The following is a 15,357-nucleotide window of genomic DNA, read 5'->3' on the forward strand; positions in this document are numbered from 1 at the left end:
TCAGTTGCTCCTTACGAAAGTGCGGAAGTAGGTCGGTCGTCGCGCCCGGTCGACTGAATCAGTCGTGGGAGTGCAGGGGCTTGCCGGCGAGGGCCAGGTGGGCCTCGCCCATCGCCTCGTTCTGCGTCGGGTGGGCGTGGATGAGCTGCGCGACCTCGGCCGGCAGCGCCTCCCAGTTGTAGATCAGCTGGGCTTCGCCGACCTGCTCGCCCATACGGTCACCGACCATGTGGACGCCTACCACGGCACCGTCCTTGACCTGGACGAGCTTGATCTCGCCCGCGGTCTTGAGGATCTTGCTCTTGCCGTTGCCCGCAAGGTTGTACTTCAGAGCGACGACCTTGTCCGCGCCGTAGAGCTCCTTGGCCTTGGCCTCGGTAATGCCGACGGAGGCGACCTCGGGGTGGCAGTACGTCACCCGCGGGACACCGTCGTAGTCGATCGGAACGGTCTTCAGACCGGCCAGCCGCTCCGCCACCAGGATGCCCTCGGCGAAGCCGACGTGCGCGAGCTGGAGCGTCGGGGCCAGGTCGCCCACGGCCGAGATGGTGGGCACGTTGGTCTGCATGTACTCGTCGACGAGGACGTAGCCGCGGTCCATCGCGACCCCGGCCTCCTCGTAGCCCAGGCCCTGCGAGACCGGGCCGCGGCCGATGGCGACCAGCAGCACCTCGGCGTCGAAGGTCTTGCCGTCGGCGAGGGTCACGCGGACGCCGTCCTGCGTGTACTCGGCGCTCTGGAAGAACGTACCGAGGTTGAACTTGATGCCGCGCTTGCGGAAGGCGCGCTCAAGAAGCTTCGAGCTGTTCTCGTCCTCGACCGGGACGAGGTGCTTCAGACCCTCGATGATCGTGACGTCGGTGCCGAAGGACGTCCACGCCGAGGCGAACTCGACGCCGATGACGCCGCCGCCCAGCACGATCGCGGACTTCGGGACGCGGTCCAGCTTCAGCGCGTGGTCCGAGGAGATGATGCGGTTGCCGTCGATCTCCAGGCCCGGCAGCGACTTCGGCACGGAGCCGGTCGCGAGAAGCACGTGGCGGCCCTGGACGCGCCGGCCGTTCACATCCACCGAGGTGGGGGAGGAGAGCCGCCCCTCACCCTCGATGTAGGTGACCTTGCGCGAGGCGATGAGACCTTGCAGACCCTTGTACAGGCCCGAGATCACGTCGTCCTTGTACTTGTGCACGGCCTCGATGTCGATGCCCTCGAAGGTGGCCTTGACACCGAACTGGTCGGCCTCGCGCGCCTGGTCGGCGATCTCGCCGGCGTGCAGCAGGGCCTTCGTGGGGATGCAGCCGTTGTGCAGGCAGGTGCCGCCGACCTTGCCCTTCTCGATCAGAGCGACGTCCAGGCCCAGCTGCGCTCCGCGCAGGGCCGCGGCGTAACCGCCGCTACCACCGCCGAGGATCACTAGGTCGAAAACGGTGCTGGCGTCGTTCGCCACGTCACGTCCTCCATGCATGTGCGCCGTACGCCGGGCCCCGCCGCTGGGGGATGACCGGCCGGTCGGCTGGTGTTCGGCCGCTTTTGTTATTCGGCCCTGTGGTGGGGGCCCTGTCCTGCCGAGAACCCATCTTCGCACTTGTTGACGGTGAGCGGGACGCGGGGCCCGGGTCTGGGACGGATGATCAACCGTCCCAGGTGGTTACCGCTGCGTAGAGACATGCGGATTTCGTTGAGAGCGAAACCTGCCGGATCCCTGCCGCGATGCCACCCGGAGAACACGTACGGCCCCGGACGTATGCCCGGGGCCGTAGGTCGGCTGCTGCGTCAGCCGAGGTCTCCGGCAGCGGTGCGCTCGGCCAGCTTCACCAGCGTGCGGACGGCGGAACCGGTGCCGCCCTTCGGCGTGTAGCCGTACGGCGCGCCCTCATGGAAGGCCGGGCCCGCGATGTCCAGGTGCGCCCAGGCGATGCCCTCGCCCACGAACTCCTTCAGGAACAGACCGGCGACCAGGCCGCCGCCCATCCGCTCGCCCATGTTGGCGATGTCGGCGGTCGGGGAGTCCATGCCCTTGCGCAGGTCGGCGGGGAGCGGCATCGGCCAGGAGGCCTCGCCGACCTCCTCGGCGATCTCGTGGATGGAGGTACGGAAGGCGTCGTCGTTCGCCATGATGCCGAAGGTGCGGTTGCCCAGCGCCAGCACCATGGCGCCGGTCAGGGTCGCCACGTCGACGATCGCGTCCGGGTTCTCCTCCGAGGCGCGGGTCAGCGCGTCGGCGAGGACGAGCCGGCCCTCGGCGTCCGTGTTCAGGACCTCGACGGTCTTGCCGCTGTACATGCGCAGCACGTCACCGGGGCGGGTGGCGTTGCCCGACGGCATGTTCTCGGCCAGCGCCAGCCAGCCGGTGACATTGACCTGGAGGCCCAGACGGGCGGCCGCGACGACGCTCGCGAACACGGCGGCGGCGCCGCTCATGTCGCACTTCATCGTCTCGTTGTGACCGGCCGGCTTCAGCGAGATGCCGCCCGAGTCGTAGGTGATGCCCTTGCCGACCAGGGCCAGGGTCTTCTCCGCCTTCGGGTGCGTGTAGGCGAGCTTCACCAGGCGCGGGCCGTGGGTCGAGCCCTGGCCGACGCCCAGCAGACCACCGAAGCCGCCCTTGACGAGCGCCTTCTCGTCGAGGACCTGCACCTTGATGCCGTGCTCCTTGCCCGCGGCGGTGGCCACGGCGGCGAAGGACTCGGGGTACAGGTCGTTCGGCGGGGTGTTGATCAGGTCGCGGGCGCGGTTGATCTCCTCGACGACCGCGACGGCACGCTCGGCGGCCGCCTTGAACGCCTTGTCGCGCGGCTTGGTGCCGAGCAGGGCGACCTCGCCGAGCGGCAGCTTCGCGCCGTTGCCGTTCTTCTTGCCCTTGGGCGCCAGCTTGTCCTCGCCGCCCTGGTACGCGGTGAAGGCGTACGCACCGAGGAGCGCGCCCTCGGCGATCGCCTCGGCGTCCTCGGCGGACGCGACGGGCAGCGCGAAGCCGGCCTTCTTCGAGCCGGTCAGGGCACGGGCGGCCGAGCCCGCGGCCCGGCGCAGTGCCTCGGCGTCGTACGCCGCGTCCTTCTCCGGGACGGAGCCGAGTCCGGCCGCGATGACGACCGGGACCTTGAGGCCGTCGGGCGCGGGGAGCTTGGTCACCTCGCCCTCGGCACCCGCGGCGCCCAGGGCCTCCAGGACGGTGGCGAGCTTACCGCCGAACGCCTTGTCCACGGCCTCGGAGCCCGGTGCGAGGACCAGACTCCCAGTCTTGGATCCAGAGCCCTTGGCGACGCCGACGACGAGTGCGTCGGCGCGCAGCGTCGCCGCACCGGCAGTGCTGAGAGTGAGAGCAGTCACGGTGGTGAAATCTCGCTTCCGTTGAGTTCGTTGTCGGTCGAGGGGTGGGCCGACCGTGCCCGGCGCATCGTAGACGCCGCCGCAATGTGCCGGGAATGAGCCTACGCGCGCCTTTGCTGCGGGATCACGGCGGCGGGCCGTCCGCGGCCCGTCGTGGCGTCGTTGCCGAGATCGAGCGCCGCGGGATCGGGGGCCGTGCGGCACGAACGCGCCGTGGAAGTAGGGTCGTTGTCGGTGACGGACCCATGGGGGGAGAACCATGCGCGCCCATGGGGCTGCACGCGTGACGCGACCGGGACCGGCGTTGCCGGTCACTGTGCCGATTCTGCTGGCTGTGCTGGTCCTGCTGACCGGCTGCACCTCGGCGCCGGAGAGCGGCGCGAAGGACCACTGGCGGCCGAAGGTCGGCATCGGCTGGCAGTGGCAGCTCTCCGGCCGGCTGGACCCCACCGTGGATGTCCCGGTGTACGACATCGACGGCTTCGAGCACAAGGCCTCGGCCGTCTCCGATCTGCACCGCCGGGGCCGCAAGGTGATCTGCTACCTCTCCACCGGTGCCTGGGAGGAATTCCGCCCGGACGCCGGGAAGTTCCCCGCCTCGGTGCGGGGCAAGGGCAACGGGTGGGCGGGGGAGCGCTGGCTCGACATCCGTCGCACGGACGTCCTGGAGCCGCTGATGGAGGAACGGATCGCGATGTGCGCGAGGAAGGGCTTCGACGCGGTGGAGCCCGACAACATGGACGGCTACCGCAACCGCACGGGTTTCCCGCTGACCGCCGCCGACCAGCTGCGCTACAACCGGCTCATCGCGCGTATCGCACACCGCCACGGACTCGCCGTCGGCCTGAAGAACGACCTTGGCCAGATCCCGGAGCTGGAGCCGGACTTCGACTTCGCGGTCAATGAACAGTGCGCGCAGTACGACGAGTGCGAGGCGCTCACCCCGTTCGTGAAGGCGGACAAGGCCGTCTTCCACGTGGAGTACGAACTGCCGGTCTCCCGGTTCTGCGCCGGGTCGAAGCGGCTGGGGCTCAGCTCACTGCTCAAGAAGTACGAGCTCGGAGCATGGCGCCAGGAGTGCCCGGGGGCCCGTGCCTGAGGGCTGTCCCGGAGCGGGGGCGGACAGGTCCCGGCCGGTCGGCCGGGCCGGGCCCCGGCCGACGGCGACGCGGCGAGGCGTGGCACCGGGGCGCGCCCGGCGTGATCCGGACGAGAGGCCCTAACCGAGGGCCAGCATCACCAGGACCGCCGTCGCCGCCGTCTCCTCCAGGGCGCCGAAGACATCGCCGGTCACCCCGCCGAAGCGCCGCACGCAGTGGCGCAGCAGAAGTTGCGCGACGCCGAGGGCGACCAGCGCGGCGAGGGCGTGGCGCGGTGCTCCGTACCCGCCGAGGAGCGCGCCGCCCCCCGCGCAGCCCACGACCACGACGGCCCCGACCGCCACCGCGGCCCGGAGCGTGACCGTGCCCGCCACCGCCGCGCCCAGCCCCTCCGGACGGGCCGCCGGCACGCCCTGACGGGAAGCCAGCGTGAGCGCCAGCCGGGCGGTGACCGCGGCGACGACCGCCGCCACCGCTCCCCGCACCCAGCCCTGCCCGTACAACTGGTCGAGGACCGCGACCTGGGCCGACAGCACGAACAGCAGGGTGATCACACCGAACGGCCCGATGTCCGACCGCTTCATGATCCGCAGGGCGTCGTCGGCGGGTCTGCCGCTGCCCAGGCCGTCCGCGGTGTCCGCGAGGCCGTCCAGGTGCAGCCCCCGGGTCAGCACGGCCGGTACGGCGACGGACGCGACCGCGGCGAGCAGCGGGCCGGAGCCGAGCAGCAGCAACAGGCCGCCGGGCACCGTCGCGAGCAGCCCCACGACGAGGCCGGCCAGCGGCGCGCACAGCATCCCGGCGCGGGCGGTACCGCGGTCCCAGCGGGTGACGCGGACGGGGAGCACGGTCAGGGTGCCGAAGGCGAAACGCAGGCCATGGCTGTTCAGGGAGGTCACGGCGCGCAGGCTAATCGCTGCGCCAGGCCGATAGATTGGACAGAACGCGACAGATCGTGACGGAAGCGTCCTATCGGGAGTGGGTGGCATGGGTCACTGGTTCGATCGCAACATCGTCGAGCCGGGGAAGCTGCCGCTGCTCCTCGCCCTGGCCGCCTTTGTGCTCACCTTCGCCATCACCCGGTTCATCACCCGGATGATCAGGGCAGGGAAGGGGCCGTTCCGCAACATCACGCCCGGTGGGGTGCATATCCATCACGTGGTGCCCGGGGTGGTGCTCAGCGTCGTCGGCGGTTTCGGGGCGGTCGCCAGCGGACGCCACGGCGTCACCGCGGGGGTCTGCGCGGTGATCTTCGGCATGGGTGCGGGTCTGGTGCTGGACGAGTTCGCCCTGATCCTCCACCTCGACGACGTGTACTGGACCGAGGAGGGCCGCCAGAGCGTGGAGATCGTGGTCCTCACGGCGGCGCTGGTGCTGCTGGTCCTGGCCGGTTTCTCACCGCTCGGCGTGAACGAGCTGAGCAGCGAGGAGCAGCAGAGCAGGCTCGGTGTCGTCCTGACCCTGGTCGTCAACTTCTGCTTCGTGCTGATCTCCCTGTTCAAGGGCAAGGCGCGGCTCGCGGTCCTCGGCACCCTCGTTCCGTTCGTCGCGCTGATCGGGGCGATCCGGCTGGCCCGGCCGACCTCGATGTGGGCGAGGCGTTTCTACCGCAAGCGCCACCGCGCCCGTGCGCGAGCGATGCTGCGCGCCTACCACCACGATGTGCGCTGGGCGGGCCCGCGCCGCCGATTTCAGGACCTGATCGGCGGCGCCCCGGACCGGTCTCCGGCCCCGGGCCCCAAGCCCTGAGCCCGGCGGCGCCGGAGCCGGCGCCGGTCCCGGCGGAGCGTGGCGGCGCACAGCACGAGCACCGCGGCGATCGCGGCCAGGTGCTCCTTGCCCGCCAGATTGTTCTTGAAGATCATTTCGGCCACCATCGCCGCGATCACCAGGGCCCCGGTGAACCAGGCCCGGTAGACGTAACACACATAGACGGCCAGCCCGACCACCGCCGCCGACGGGCCGGTGTCGACGACCTCGGCATCCGTCGCGGGCAGCCCGAACAGCCCTTCGGGATCGATCGAGACGCCGATCCGCGCATACATCGTCCCGGCTAGCGTCGCGACGTACGCGATCAGCAGGGTGCGCCGGCGGCCCAGACAGATCTCGGCGGTCCCGAACACCACCAGGATCTGCACCAGTGCCCCCCACACCGGCAGGTCCAGCGCCGGGACGAACAGCGACAACGGGGTGCGCAGCAGGGCCGCCCACAGCGGGTCCTCGGCCCGCACCGCCCCGAGGTCGTGCACCGGCCCGTACCCCCAGGACTGGTTCTGCACCACCTGGACCAGTGCCGTCAGACAGACGGCCGCGAGCGTCATCGGGATCGCCTGCAACCGCGAGGTGGCGAGTGCGTCGCGTACGGTCGAGAACAGCGGGCCCCACTCGTGACAGGCCGCTCTGCGCAGGGCGCGCACCGGTCTCATCCACGGGTCCCGAGATGCGAGCGGTGCAGCCACTTGGGCAGTCCGGGCGCCTCCAGGAACCCTTCGGCCCGACCCGCCGCGAGGCCGATGCGCAGCAGGTCCGAACTCTTCTCGAAGAGCATGAAGCGCGGCTCCCAGATCGGTCGGTACTTGGCGTTCGCGCGGTAGAGCGACTCGATCTGCCACCAGCGCGAGAAGAAGCTGAGCATGGAGCGCCACAGCCTCAGCACCGGTCCGGCGCCGAGCCGTGAACCCCGCTCGAAGACGGACCGGAACATCGCGAAGTTCAGCGAGACCTGGGTGATCCCGATCTCCTCGGCGCGCTGCAGGAGCTCGATGACCATGAACTCCATCAGGCCGTTCTCGGCGTCACGGTCACGGCGCATCAGGTCCAGCGAGAGGCCGTTCGGCCCCCACGGCACAAAGCTCAGCACCGCGCGCAACTCGCCCGGACCGCCACCCTCCTCCGTGGGCGCGTCGCGGCATTCGAGCATGACGCACTGCCCGTCGGCCGGATCGCCCAGCCTGCCCAGCGCCATCGAGAAGCCGCGCTCGGTCGCCCCGTCGCGCCAGTCGTCGGCACGCCCCACCAGTTCGGCCATCTCGTCGGCGGGGATGTCGGCGTGCCGGCGGACGGTCACGTCGTACCCGGCGCGCCTGACCCGGTTGTAGGCCTGGCGCACGGTCCTCATCGCGCGTCCTTCGAGGGTGAACTCGGCGGTCTCCACGATCGCCTCGTCGCCCAGTTCCAGGGCGTCGAGGCCGTGCCGCGCGTAGATGGTGCCGCCTTCCTCGCTCACCCCCATCGCGGCCGGGATCCAGCCGTGCTCGCGGGCCTCGGCCAGCCACGGCTCGATCGCGCCGGGCCACGCCTCCGGGTCTCCGATGGGATCGCCGGAGGCCAGCGAGACCCCGCCGACCACCCGGTAGGCGACGGCGGCCTTCCCGGTGGGCGACCAGATGACGCTCTTCTCCCGGCGCAGCGCGAAGTACCCGAGCGAGTCCCGCTCGCCGTGCTTGTCGAGCAGCACGCGCAGCCGGGCCTCGTCCTCGGAGGTGATCGGGTCGACGGCCCGGCGGGCCCGGAACGCCGCGTACACGACGGCGATCAGCAGCAGGGTGGAGAGGATGTTGATGCTGACGTTGACCCAGCCGGGCGTGGTGATCCCGGGGTAGTTGGTGTCGTTGTCGGTGATCGAGACCAGCCGCAGGGTGCCGTAGCGCCAGCGGTCCAGGAAGGTCGAGCGGTATTCGTCGTGCGCGGTGTTGGTGAGGGTCACCAGGCCCGCGGCGATCAGCGAGGTGACCAGGAGCCCGCCGACCGCGACGATCGCGGCCAGCCGGGGGTTGGACCGGTCGCCCTTCGCGTAGAACTCACGCCGCCCGAGAACCAGGGCCAGCACGAAGACGGCGGTCAGCACCAGCGAGACCCAGTTCTGCGGATACTGCCGCACTTCCGGGAACGGGATCACCAGGACGAAGAGCAGCAGCAGAAGACTGCTCACCACTATGTTCACGATCCAGGCGGCCCGCTTGCGGCGGCGCATGGTGATCGCGAGGAAGAGGGCGACCACCCCGGAGGAGAAGCCCGCGGTGAGCAGATACGGGGTGAAGTAGTTCGCGGTGTTGTGGCGGCGCAGGTCGTTTCCGAGCGTGACCCAGACCGCGCTCAGGAAATTGATGAACGACACGACGCGCAGGTACCAGATGGTGAACGCGGCACTGCGGCGTGACCGGGCGGTGCTCTGTGCCCGGGGGCTGCCCCGCCCGGAATCCTCGGTGGACAATCGGACCTCTCCCATGAAAAGCGATCATATGTTGCATCGCGCAGCATGAGGGGACTGTGCTGCGGCCGTTTGTTCGGCGACCGCAGCTCTGCCGGGTCCGTCAGCCGTCGGTCGCGTCGTGGTCGGCGCCGCTTCCGTCGGCCTCTTCGCCGGCACCGTCCTTCTCATCGGCGACGGGTGCGCGCTCGGGCAGCTCCGCCGCCAGTGCGGCCGCGGCCCGAACAAGTGGAAGTGCGAGCAATGCCCCGCTTCCTTCCCCCACCATGACGCCGTGGTCCAGCAAGGGGTTGAGCGCCATCCGGTCCAGGGCCTTGGACTGCGCCGGCTCTCCGCTCGCCTGGCCCGCCAACCACCAGTCCGGTGCCCGGAACGCCGCCCGCTGACCCACCAGCGCACAGGCCGAGGAGACCACCCCGTCCAGAATCACCGGCAGCCTGCGCACCGCGCACTGCAGCAGGAACCCGGTCGTGGCCGCCAGATCCGCACCGCCCACCGTGGCAAGCAGCTCCAGCTGATCACCGAGGACCGGCCGGGCCCGCCGCAGCGCGTCCCGGATCGCCGCACACTTGCGCATCCACGCCAGATCGTCGATGCCCGCACCGCCGCGCCCGGTGACCACCGAGGCGTCCGTGCCGCACAGCGCCGCGATCAACGTGGCCGCGGCCGTCGTACCGCCGACGCTCAGATCGCCGAGCACCACCAGATCCGTGCCCGAGTCGGCCTCCTCGTCGGCGATCGTCATGCCCAGACGCACCGCCTGCTCGGCCTCCTCGGCCGTCAGCGCGTCCTCGATGTCGATCCGGCCGCTGCCGCGCCGCACCCGGTGACGGACCACCGACTCGGGCAGCAGCTCAGGGTCGCAGTCCAGACCGGCGTCGACGATCCGCACCGGTACGGAGAACTGCCGGGCCAGCACGGCGAGCGGGGTGGAACCCTCCAGCGTGGCCCGCACCAGCTCGTACGCGGTCCCGGCGGGGCGCCCGGAGACACCCAGCTCGGCGACCCCGTGGTCGCCGGCGAAGAGCACCACGCGTGGCTGCTCGATCGCCCTGACCGGTACGGACTGCTGGGCGGCGGAGAGCCATTCGCCCAGCTCGTCCAGGCGGCCGAGGGCGCCCGGAGGAACGGCCAGACGCTCCCGGCGTTCCTCGGCGTCGCGCCGTACGCCGCCGTCGGGGCGTTCGATCAGGTCGGAGAAGTCGTCCAGATTCACGGGGGTCTGCCTCGCGGGTCGATGCGTCCAATGGGCCGGTGAGCCCGGCGGCGGGCTCACTGCGGAACAGTACCCGTCACATTTCTGACGTCCGGTCAGTGCGGAGTACCACCTCCGAACCGCAGCTGTGTCATCGCGGGTGTCAGGGTCCGCAGCCCCGGCAACAGCGACTGGAGCCGGATCAGTTCGCCCATCGCGCCCCGCCCCCGCGGCAGCCGCAGCGCCCGCACCTCGGTGATCGCCGGATGCGCGCAGCGCAGCTTGTGCCGCTCGCCGGGGTTCATCGCCCAGCGCATCGGCGGAACGGTCATCCGGCCGACCTTCGACGTACCGGCCACCGTGCCCCTGGCCAGCCAGCGCGCCATCGTGTCCAGGACCAGGATGCCGCCGGGCAGACGTTCGGCGCAGCCCGCCAGGATCCTCCGTACCTCGGGGGGAGGCAGATACATCAGCAGCCCCTGCGTCGTCACGACGACCCCGCGGCCCACCGGGTCCTCGATCTCGTCCAGCCAGGACAGATCGGTCGCCGACCGGGCCAGGGTGCGCAGCCGGTCGGAGGCGGGCAGCAGCGCCCGGCGCAGCTCGGCGACCTCGGGAAGCTCCACGCTCAGCCAGTTCAGCCGGTTGTTGTCGACCCGCCAGAAGCCGGTCTCCAGCCCGTCGCCGAGCGCGACCACCGTGGCCTGCGGCCGGTCGGCGAGATAGCTCTGCACGGCCAGGTCGAAACAGCGGGAGCGCAGCCCCTGGGCCTGCGAGTGGAACGCGTTCGGCCGCCCGAACCGCTCCTCGAAGGGGTAGTCCAGATCCTTCAGCAGCCGCAGGGCCACCGGATCGTCCAGCACCGGGTAGCGCTGCCCCGCCTCGTACGCCCGGTTGTACAGCGTCCACAACAGGGTCTCGGGAACCCCGTTCAGCATCGGTCGTACGCCTGCCATGTCCGCTCCTCCTGGTTCTCGCGTTCCGTCGGCGATTCCGCGCTCCGTGTCCGAGTCCGTTCCCCGTCCCGTTCCCGTCGCCGCGTTCCGGTCAACCGCGCAGCGTCAGCACCTGTCCGGCCACCACCAGCAGCACCTGCTCGCACTCGGCGGCGAACGCGGCGTTCAACCGCCCCAGCTCGTCCCGGAACCGTCGTCCGGCAGCCGACGCGGGCACCACGCCCGAGCCGGTCTCGTTGGTCACGGCGACGACCGTGCGCCGTGTTCCGCGCACCGCGGCGACCAGCTCGGCGGTCCGCTCCCGCAGCGTGTCCTCGCCGCCGCCCGCCCATGCCGCGTCGTCCCAGGCGTTCACCCGGTCCATCGCGTCCGTCAGCCACAACGACAGACAGTCGATCAGCAGCGGCGGCCCGTCCGATTCCAGCAGCTCCACCAGCTCGCAGGTCTCCTCCGTGCGCCAGGCGGCCGGCCTGCGCTCCCGGTGCAGTCCGATCCGGGCCGCCCACTCCGCGTCCCCCTCCCTGCCTCCACCGGTCGCCACGTAGACCACCTCGGGGTAGGTCTCCAGTCGCCGCTCGGCCTCCACCGACTTCCCCGACCTGGCGCCGCCGGTCACCAGCGTGCGCCGCGGCACCTCCGGCACCGCGTGGTACTCGCCCACCATCAGCGTCGTCCCGTCCGGCACGGCCCGCGCGCCGGCCGCGGCGAGCCGCCGGTCCAGTTCGGCGCCGGGCGGCGCGTCGTGGTCCAGGTGGACGGCGACGATCTCGGTGGCCGGCCCGATCGCCTCGACGGCCCGCAGCCGTGCCACCGCGTCCGGCCGCCCGACGACATCGCCCACCACCATGTCGTACGGCTGTGCCACCCGGTCCGCGAGACCGGAGGGGGCGCCGCCCGGCGGCAGGTAGAGCAGCCGGGCGCCCTCCGGCGCGGTCACCTCGTAGCCCGTACCCGGCGCGTCCATCGGCACCGCCCGCACCCGATGCCCGCTGATCAGTGTCAGCTCCCGTCCGTCCGGTACCCGTCCCGCCGGAGGCAGCCCGGCGGGCAGTTCCACGGCGGGCCCGTCGTGCGGGTGGGTGAGCAGCACCTGCCGTACGCCGGTGAGCGAGTGCCCCGCACGGGCCGCGGCGAACACGGCCCCCGGCGTGAGATCGAGCAGCAGCGCGTCGTCGATCAGCAGGGCGGTCGCGGCCCGCGAGCGTGCCCCGCGGGCGGTGGCGCAGGCGGCGCATGGGCAATCGGGCCGCGGCAGCCCGTCGGGGGCTCCGGTGCCGAGCAGAGTCAGTTCCACGTCTCCGATCCTCCCGCGTCCGCGCGCCGGCTGCGCGACCTGGGGGGTGTCCGGACCGGCGCACGACCCGTTCCGTCACTGGTCGGAGGCACTAGGCTGCGGGCAGCAAAGCGACCCAGGAGGCGGACATGGCGTGGACGTGGCGGTTCGAGAAGTCCGACGGTACGGAGACGGAGCCGGCCCTGCGGCCGGAGGAATTCACGACGCAGGGCGACGCGGAGTCCTGGATCGGTGAGTACTGGAAGGAACTCCTCGACGGTGGGGCGGACCAGGTGACGCTCTTCGAGGACACGACGAAGATCTACGGCCCCATGAGCCTCCAGGCCGACCAGGGCTGATCCGCCCCGACGTGCCGGTCCTTGTGCCGGCCGTACGGGCTCGGGCGTGCCGCCGAGCCCGTACGGCCGCGGATCGGGCGTGAGGTCAGATCTCGCCCAGGGTGACCTTCGCCGTCGTCTCCGTCCCGTTGCGCAGATACGTCACGGTGACCTTCTGGCCCGGCTTGTCCGAGGCCAGCGCCTCCGACAGGGACGTGATCGTCGTGACCGGCAGATCACCGATCTTGGTGATGATGTCGCCGACTTGCAGCCCCGCCTTGTCCGCCGCGCCGTCCTTCGTCACGCTGACCAGGGCCACTCCGGCCGGCTGGTAGTTCGCGTCGACGACCGTGCGCCCGACGATGTTCAGCGCCGCCCGGCCCGATTCGGTGACCCTGCCGCTCTTGATGATCTGGTCGGCGACCGTCTTCACCATCGACACGGGGATCGCGAAACCGATTCCCGGTGCCGCGGAATTACCCATCTGCGGGTCGATCGCCCCCAGGGTCGGGATGCCGATCACCTGGCTGTCGAGGTTGACCAGCGCGCCACCGCTGTTCCCCGGGTTGATCGCCGCCGAGGTCTGCACCATGTTCGCGATCGTCGCGCCCGTGCCCCCGCCCACGCGGCTTTCGCTGACGGTCCGGCCGAGCGCCGAGACGATGCCCTGGGTGACGCTGGAGGACAGCCCGAGCGGCGATCCCATCGCCAGCACGATCTGCCCCACCTCGACCTTGCCCGAGTCACCGAACTGCGCGGGCTTCAGCCCCTTCGGTACGGTGTCCAGCTTGATGACGGCCAGATCCTGTTCCGGGTAGGAGGAGACCAGCGTGGCGTTCTCCACCTTCTCGCCGGTGGCGACGGTGACCTTGAACGTCTTCTCGTTGCCGACCACATGGGCGTTGGTGACGATGTGGCCCTTGGAGTCGTAGACGACGCCGGAGCCCAGGCTGTTGCCGGCTTGGATCTGCACGACCGACGGCAGCACATTCTTGATCACGGCCTGGTAGTCGCTCTGCAGATCACTGGCGGCCCGGCTGGCGGAGGCCGACGTGGTGGGATCGGGGCTCGGTGAATCGGAGCTCGCGTCCGAGCAGCCGCTCACCAGGGCGAGCGCACAGAAACCTGCGGTCAGCGGCAGCAGCAGACGACGTACACGGCTGCGGGAGTGGAATGCATCCATGTCCGGATTGTCGCTTTTGATCCCTTCGGGGGCCTCTCGGGAGAGGCTGACCGGGCACCCCTCCCGGCGTCTTTCGCGATCGGCTCGCGCCTCCGGGCCGGTCCAGGGGGTTCGTCGGACGCCCCCGCCGCCTGTCCGACTCCGATCCGCCGGACGGGTTCCGGGGTGCGTGTCCCGAGGTGTCCCCGAAGCCCCTGGGGTCTTCCGTCCGGATCAGGCCGGAACCCGCGAGCCCGGCATGACGAACGGGAGGTCCTAGCCCCGGACCCCGCACAGATGCAGCAGGGCGGCCACCCGGCGGTACGGGTCCGTCCGCCCGGCCCGGTCCTCCGCGGCCAGCACCTGCTCCAGTTCGGCGGCGGCCGGCAGTTCCACGTCGTTACCGACGTTGTCCGTGAAGACGCGCACCCCGTACCAGGCGTGCAGGGGCGCGGCGATCCCGGCCAGCGTGGCCGTCAGGGCGTCCAGCCGGTCGGCCCGAACCGCGAGGCCCAGCCGGTTGATGTACGTATCCGTGTCGAAGGCGGTCAGCGTGGCGTCCCAGTCCCCGGCGCTCCCGGGGCGCATCGCCAGCGCGTCGGCGTTCCGCACGAGCAGCGAGAGCAGTCCGCCGGGGGCCAGCATCCGCGCCAGTCCGGCCAGCATCGCGTCCGGCTCCCGGACGTACATCAGCACGCCGTGGCAGAGCACCACATCGAAGCTGCCGGGCAGGAAGTGCACCCCGGTGTCCAGGCCGTCGCCCTCGATCAGCCGGACCCGCTCACGGATGCCCGCGGGTTCGCTGCCGAGCGCCTCACGGGCCACCCGCAGCATCTCCGCGTCGGACTCCAGGCCCGTGACGGCGTGACCGGCCCTGGCCAGGCGCAGCGCCTGGGTGCCCTGGCCCATGCCGACGTCGAGGACGCGCAGCCGCTGCCCGACCGGGAAACGGGCGGCTATCTGCTCGTCGAGCTGTCGCGCGACGAGCTCCTGGCGGACGGTGTTGCGCAGTCCGCCGAGCCCCTTCAGCCACATCGGGGTGGCTCCCGAGAATCCGGTGACCAGGGCGGGCGCAGGGCTGTCCGGCAGGTCGGCGGCAGGACCGCCGACCGAGCCGGAGATGTCCGTGCTCAGGGCCGCTCTCCGCGCTTGACCTGCGGCTTCGGCAGCCGGAGTCGACGCATCTGAAGCGTACGCATCAGCCCGTAGGAGACCGCGCCGCGCTTGGGCGTATTGGGGAAGCGTGCGTTCAGCTGCTTCTTCAGGCGGAACGCGAGACCGATCGAGTCGATGACGATCAGCACGATCACGATGAGCCAGAGCAGCAGGGAGATGTTCTGGATGTTCCGCACCTGGATCACGCTGAGGATCAGAATGATCACGGCGAGCGGCAGGAAGAACTCCGCGATACAGAAACGCGAGTCCACGTAGTCGCGGACGAAGCGCCGCACCGGGCCCTTGTCACGAACCGGCAGATAGCGCTCGTCGCCACTGGCGAGCGCCTCACGCTGCTTGGCCAGGTCCACACGGCGCGCTTCGCGCTGCCGCTTCATGGCCTCCTTGCGGTCGAGCGGCGCACCACTGGAGGCGCGACGGCGCTGCGACTGGGCATCGCTGCGCTTGGGGGTGGGGCGACCTTTGGGGGCCTGCGGGTCGCGGGGCTGCTTGGAGAGGTCCGCCGTCACCTTGCCGGTGGGCGCCTTCTCTTCCTTCGAACGGCTACGGAACACAAGGCCCAAGGGTACGGGTTCGATCGCCGGGACCCCAGGCCGGTCGGGAACGATCCGGCAACG

14 protein-coding genes are annotated in these 15,357 nt (G+C 71.0%); 3 read left to right on the forward strand and 11 right to left on the reverse strand.

The features are described from left to right. Window positions 1-58 precede the first annotated feature (58 nt). Both lpdA and ACF1B9_RS01625 read right to left on the reverse strand, forming a co-directional pair. The gene (gene lpdA, locus ACF1B9_RS01620) at window positions 59-1,447 is read right to left on the reverse strand and encodes a dihydrolipoyl dehydrogenase (RefSeq protein WP_361447697.1); all 1,389 of its coding nucleotides are present in this window, start codon (window positions 1,445-1,447) and stop codon (window positions 59-61) included. 326 nt (window positions 1,448-1,773) lie between these two features. Beyond that, window positions 1,774-3,330 (reverse strand): leucyl aminopeptidase, encoded by a 1,557-nt coding sequence (locus ACF1B9_RS01625; RefSeq protein ID WP_391740075.1) that lies wholly within the window; start codon window positions 3,328-3,330, stop codon window positions 1,774-1,776. A gap of 259 nt (window positions 3,331-3,589) precedes the next feature. Between ACF1B9_RS01625 and ACF1B9_RS01630 the strand changes: the two genes are divergently transcribed. Next, window positions 3,590-4,429 carry an endo alpha-1,4 polygalactosaminidase gene (locus ACF1B9_RS01630; RefSeq protein WP_391740074.1) on the forward strand — a complete coding sequence of 280 codons (840 nt, stop codon included), beginning with the start codon at window positions 3,590-3,592 and terminating at the stop codon, window positions 4,427-4,429. A 120-nt stretch (window positions 4,430-4,549) separates the two neighbouring features. Here ACF1B9_RS01630 and ACF1B9_RS01635 read toward each other — a convergent pair whose 3' ends face one another. Further along, a complete protein-coding gene (locus ACF1B9_RS01635; protein WP_391740072.1) occupies window positions 4,550-5,329 on the reverse strand; it encodes an adenosylcobinamide-GDP ribazoletransferase in 780 nt (259 codons plus the stop codon). A gap of 88 nt (window positions 5,330-5,417) precedes the next feature. Here ACF1B9_RS01635 and ACF1B9_RS01640 point away from each other — a divergent pair, with 88 nt between their 5' ends. Next, the gene (locus tag ACF1B9_RS01640) at window positions 5,418-6,179 is read left to right on the forward strand and encodes a hypothetical protein (RefSeq protein ID WP_391740071.1); all 762 of its coding nucleotides are present in this window, start codon (window positions 5,418-5,420) and stop codon (window positions 6,177-6,179) included. On the opposite strand, the gene ACF1B9_RS01645 is transcribed toward ACF1B9_RS01640, so the two are convergent. The 5 genes from ACF1B9_RS01645 to ACF1B9_RS01665 all read right to left on the reverse strand — a co-directional run bounded on the left by ACF1B9_RS01645 (window position 6,122) and on the right by ACF1B9_RS01665 (window position 12,085). Continuing rightward, complete coding sequence (locus ACF1B9_RS01645; protein WP_391740070.1) at window positions 6,122-6,856, reverse strand: hypothetical protein; 735 nt, start codon at window positions 6,854-6,856, stop codon at window positions 6,122-6,124. The two genes, ACF1B9_RS01640 and ACF1B9_RS01645, sit on opposite strands and share 58 nt — an antisense overlap. Then, window positions 6,853-8,658: a phosphatidylglycerol lysyltransferase domain-containing protein gene (locus ACF1B9_RS01650; RefSeq protein WP_391740069.1), complete on the reverse strand. Its 1,806-nt coding sequence runs from the start codon at window positions 8,656-8,658 to the stop codon at window positions 6,853-6,855. The genes ACF1B9_RS01645 and ACF1B9_RS01650 overlap by 4 nt, the downstream gene beginning before the upstream one ends. 85 nt (window positions 8,659-8,743) lie before the next feature. Next, window positions 8,744-9,856, reverse strand: a complete 1,113-nt coding sequence (gene cobT, locus ACF1B9_RS01655) for a nicotinate-nucleotide--dimethylbenzimidazole phosphoribosyltransferase (RefSeq protein WP_391740068.1) — start codon at window positions 9,854-9,856, stop codon at window positions 8,744-8,746. 95 nt (window positions 9,857-9,951) lie between these two features. Next, on the reverse strand, window positions 9,952-10,791 hold the full coding sequence (locus ACF1B9_RS01660) for a class I SAM-dependent methyltransferase (protein ID WP_391740067.1): 840 nt from the start codon (window positions 10,789-10,791) through the stop codon (window positions 9,952-9,954). 91 nt (window positions 10,792-10,882) lie between these two features. Continuing rightward, on the reverse strand, window positions 10,883-12,085 hold the full coding sequence (locus ACF1B9_RS01665; RefSeq protein WP_391740066.1) for a bifunctional adenosylcobinamide kinase/adenosylcobinamide-phosphate guanylyltransferase: 1,203 nt from the start codon (window positions 12,083-12,085) through the stop codon (window positions 10,883-10,885). Window positions 12,086-12,213: 128 nt separating this feature from the next. Here ACF1B9_RS01665 and ACF1B9_RS01670 point away from each other — a divergent pair, with 128 nt between their 5' ends. Continuing rightward, window positions 12,214-12,423 (forward strand): hypothetical protein, encoded by a 210-nt coding sequence (locus tag ACF1B9_RS01670; RefSeq protein WP_351083283.1) that lies wholly within the window; start codon window positions 12,214-12,216, stop codon window positions 12,421-12,423. An 85-nt stretch (window positions 12,424-12,508) separates the two neighbouring features. Here ACF1B9_RS01670 and ACF1B9_RS01675 read toward each other — a convergent pair whose 3' ends face one another. The 3 genes from ACF1B9_RS01675 to ACF1B9_RS01685 form a co-directional block, all read right to left on the reverse strand. Next, window positions 12,509-13,585, reverse strand: a complete 1,077-nt coding sequence (locus ACF1B9_RS01675) for a S1C family serine protease (RefSeq protein WP_391740065.1) — start codon at window positions 13,583-13,585, stop codon at window positions 12,509-12,511. Between the two features lie 255 nt (window positions 13,586-13,840). Next, the gene (locus tag ACF1B9_RS01680) at window positions 13,841-14,599 is read right to left on the reverse strand and encodes a class I SAM-dependent methyltransferase (protein ID WP_391740064.1); all 759 of its coding nucleotides are present in this window, start codon (window positions 14,597-14,599) and stop codon (window positions 13,841-13,843) included. A gap of 95 nt (window positions 14,600-14,694) precedes the next feature. Next, a complete protein-coding gene (locus ACF1B9_RS01685) occupies window positions 14,695-15,294 on the reverse strand; it encodes a DUF3043 domain-containing protein (RefSeq protein WP_391740063.1) in 600 nt (199 codons plus the stop codon). Window positions 15,295-15,357 lie beyond the last annotated feature (63 nt).

This window comes from Streptomyces sp. NPDC014727 (genome assembly GCF_043083485.1).
Lineage (GTDB): Bacteria > Actinomycetota > Actinomycetes > Streptomycetales > Streptomycetaceae > Streptomyces.

What these genes read in the sequence shown, in the direction of transcription:
- ACF1B9_RS01630 (WP_391740074.1), top strand. Translation starts at nt 3,590, where the DNA reads ATGCGCGCCCATGGGGCTGCACGCGTGACGCGACCGGGACCGGCGTTG.
- ACF1B9_RS01640 (WP_391740071.1), top strand. Translation starts at nt 5,418, where the DNA reads ATGGGTCACTGGTTCGATCGCAACATCGTCGAGCCGGGGAAGCTGCCG.
- ACF1B9_RS01645 (WP_391740070.1), bottom strand. Translation starts at nt 6,856, where the DNA reads ATGAGACCGGTGCGCGCCCTGCGCAGAGCGGCCTGTCACGAGTGGGGC.
- ACF1B9_RS01650 (WP_391740069.1), bottom strand. Translation starts at nt 8,658, where the DNA reads ATGGGAGAGGTCCGATTGTCCACCGAGGATTCCGGGCGGGGCAGCCCC.
- ACF1B9_RS01660 (WP_391740067.1), bottom strand. Translation starts at nt 10,791, where the DNA reads ATGGCAGGCGTACGACCGATGCTGAACGGGGTTCCCGAGACCCTGTTG.
- ACF1B9_RS01670 (WP_351083283.1), top strand. Translation starts at nt 12,214, where the DNA reads ATGGCGTGGACGTGGCGGTTCGAGAAGTCCGACGGTACGGAGACGGAG.
- ACF1B9_RS01675 (WP_391740065.1), bottom strand. Translation starts at nt 13,585, where the DNA reads ATGGATGCATTCCACTCCCGCAGCCGTGTACGTCGTCTGCTGCTGCCG.
- ACF1B9_RS01680 (WP_391740064.1), bottom strand. Translation starts at nt 14,599, where the DNA reads ATGTGGCTGAAGGGGCTCGGCGGACTGCGCAACACCGTCCGCCAGGAG.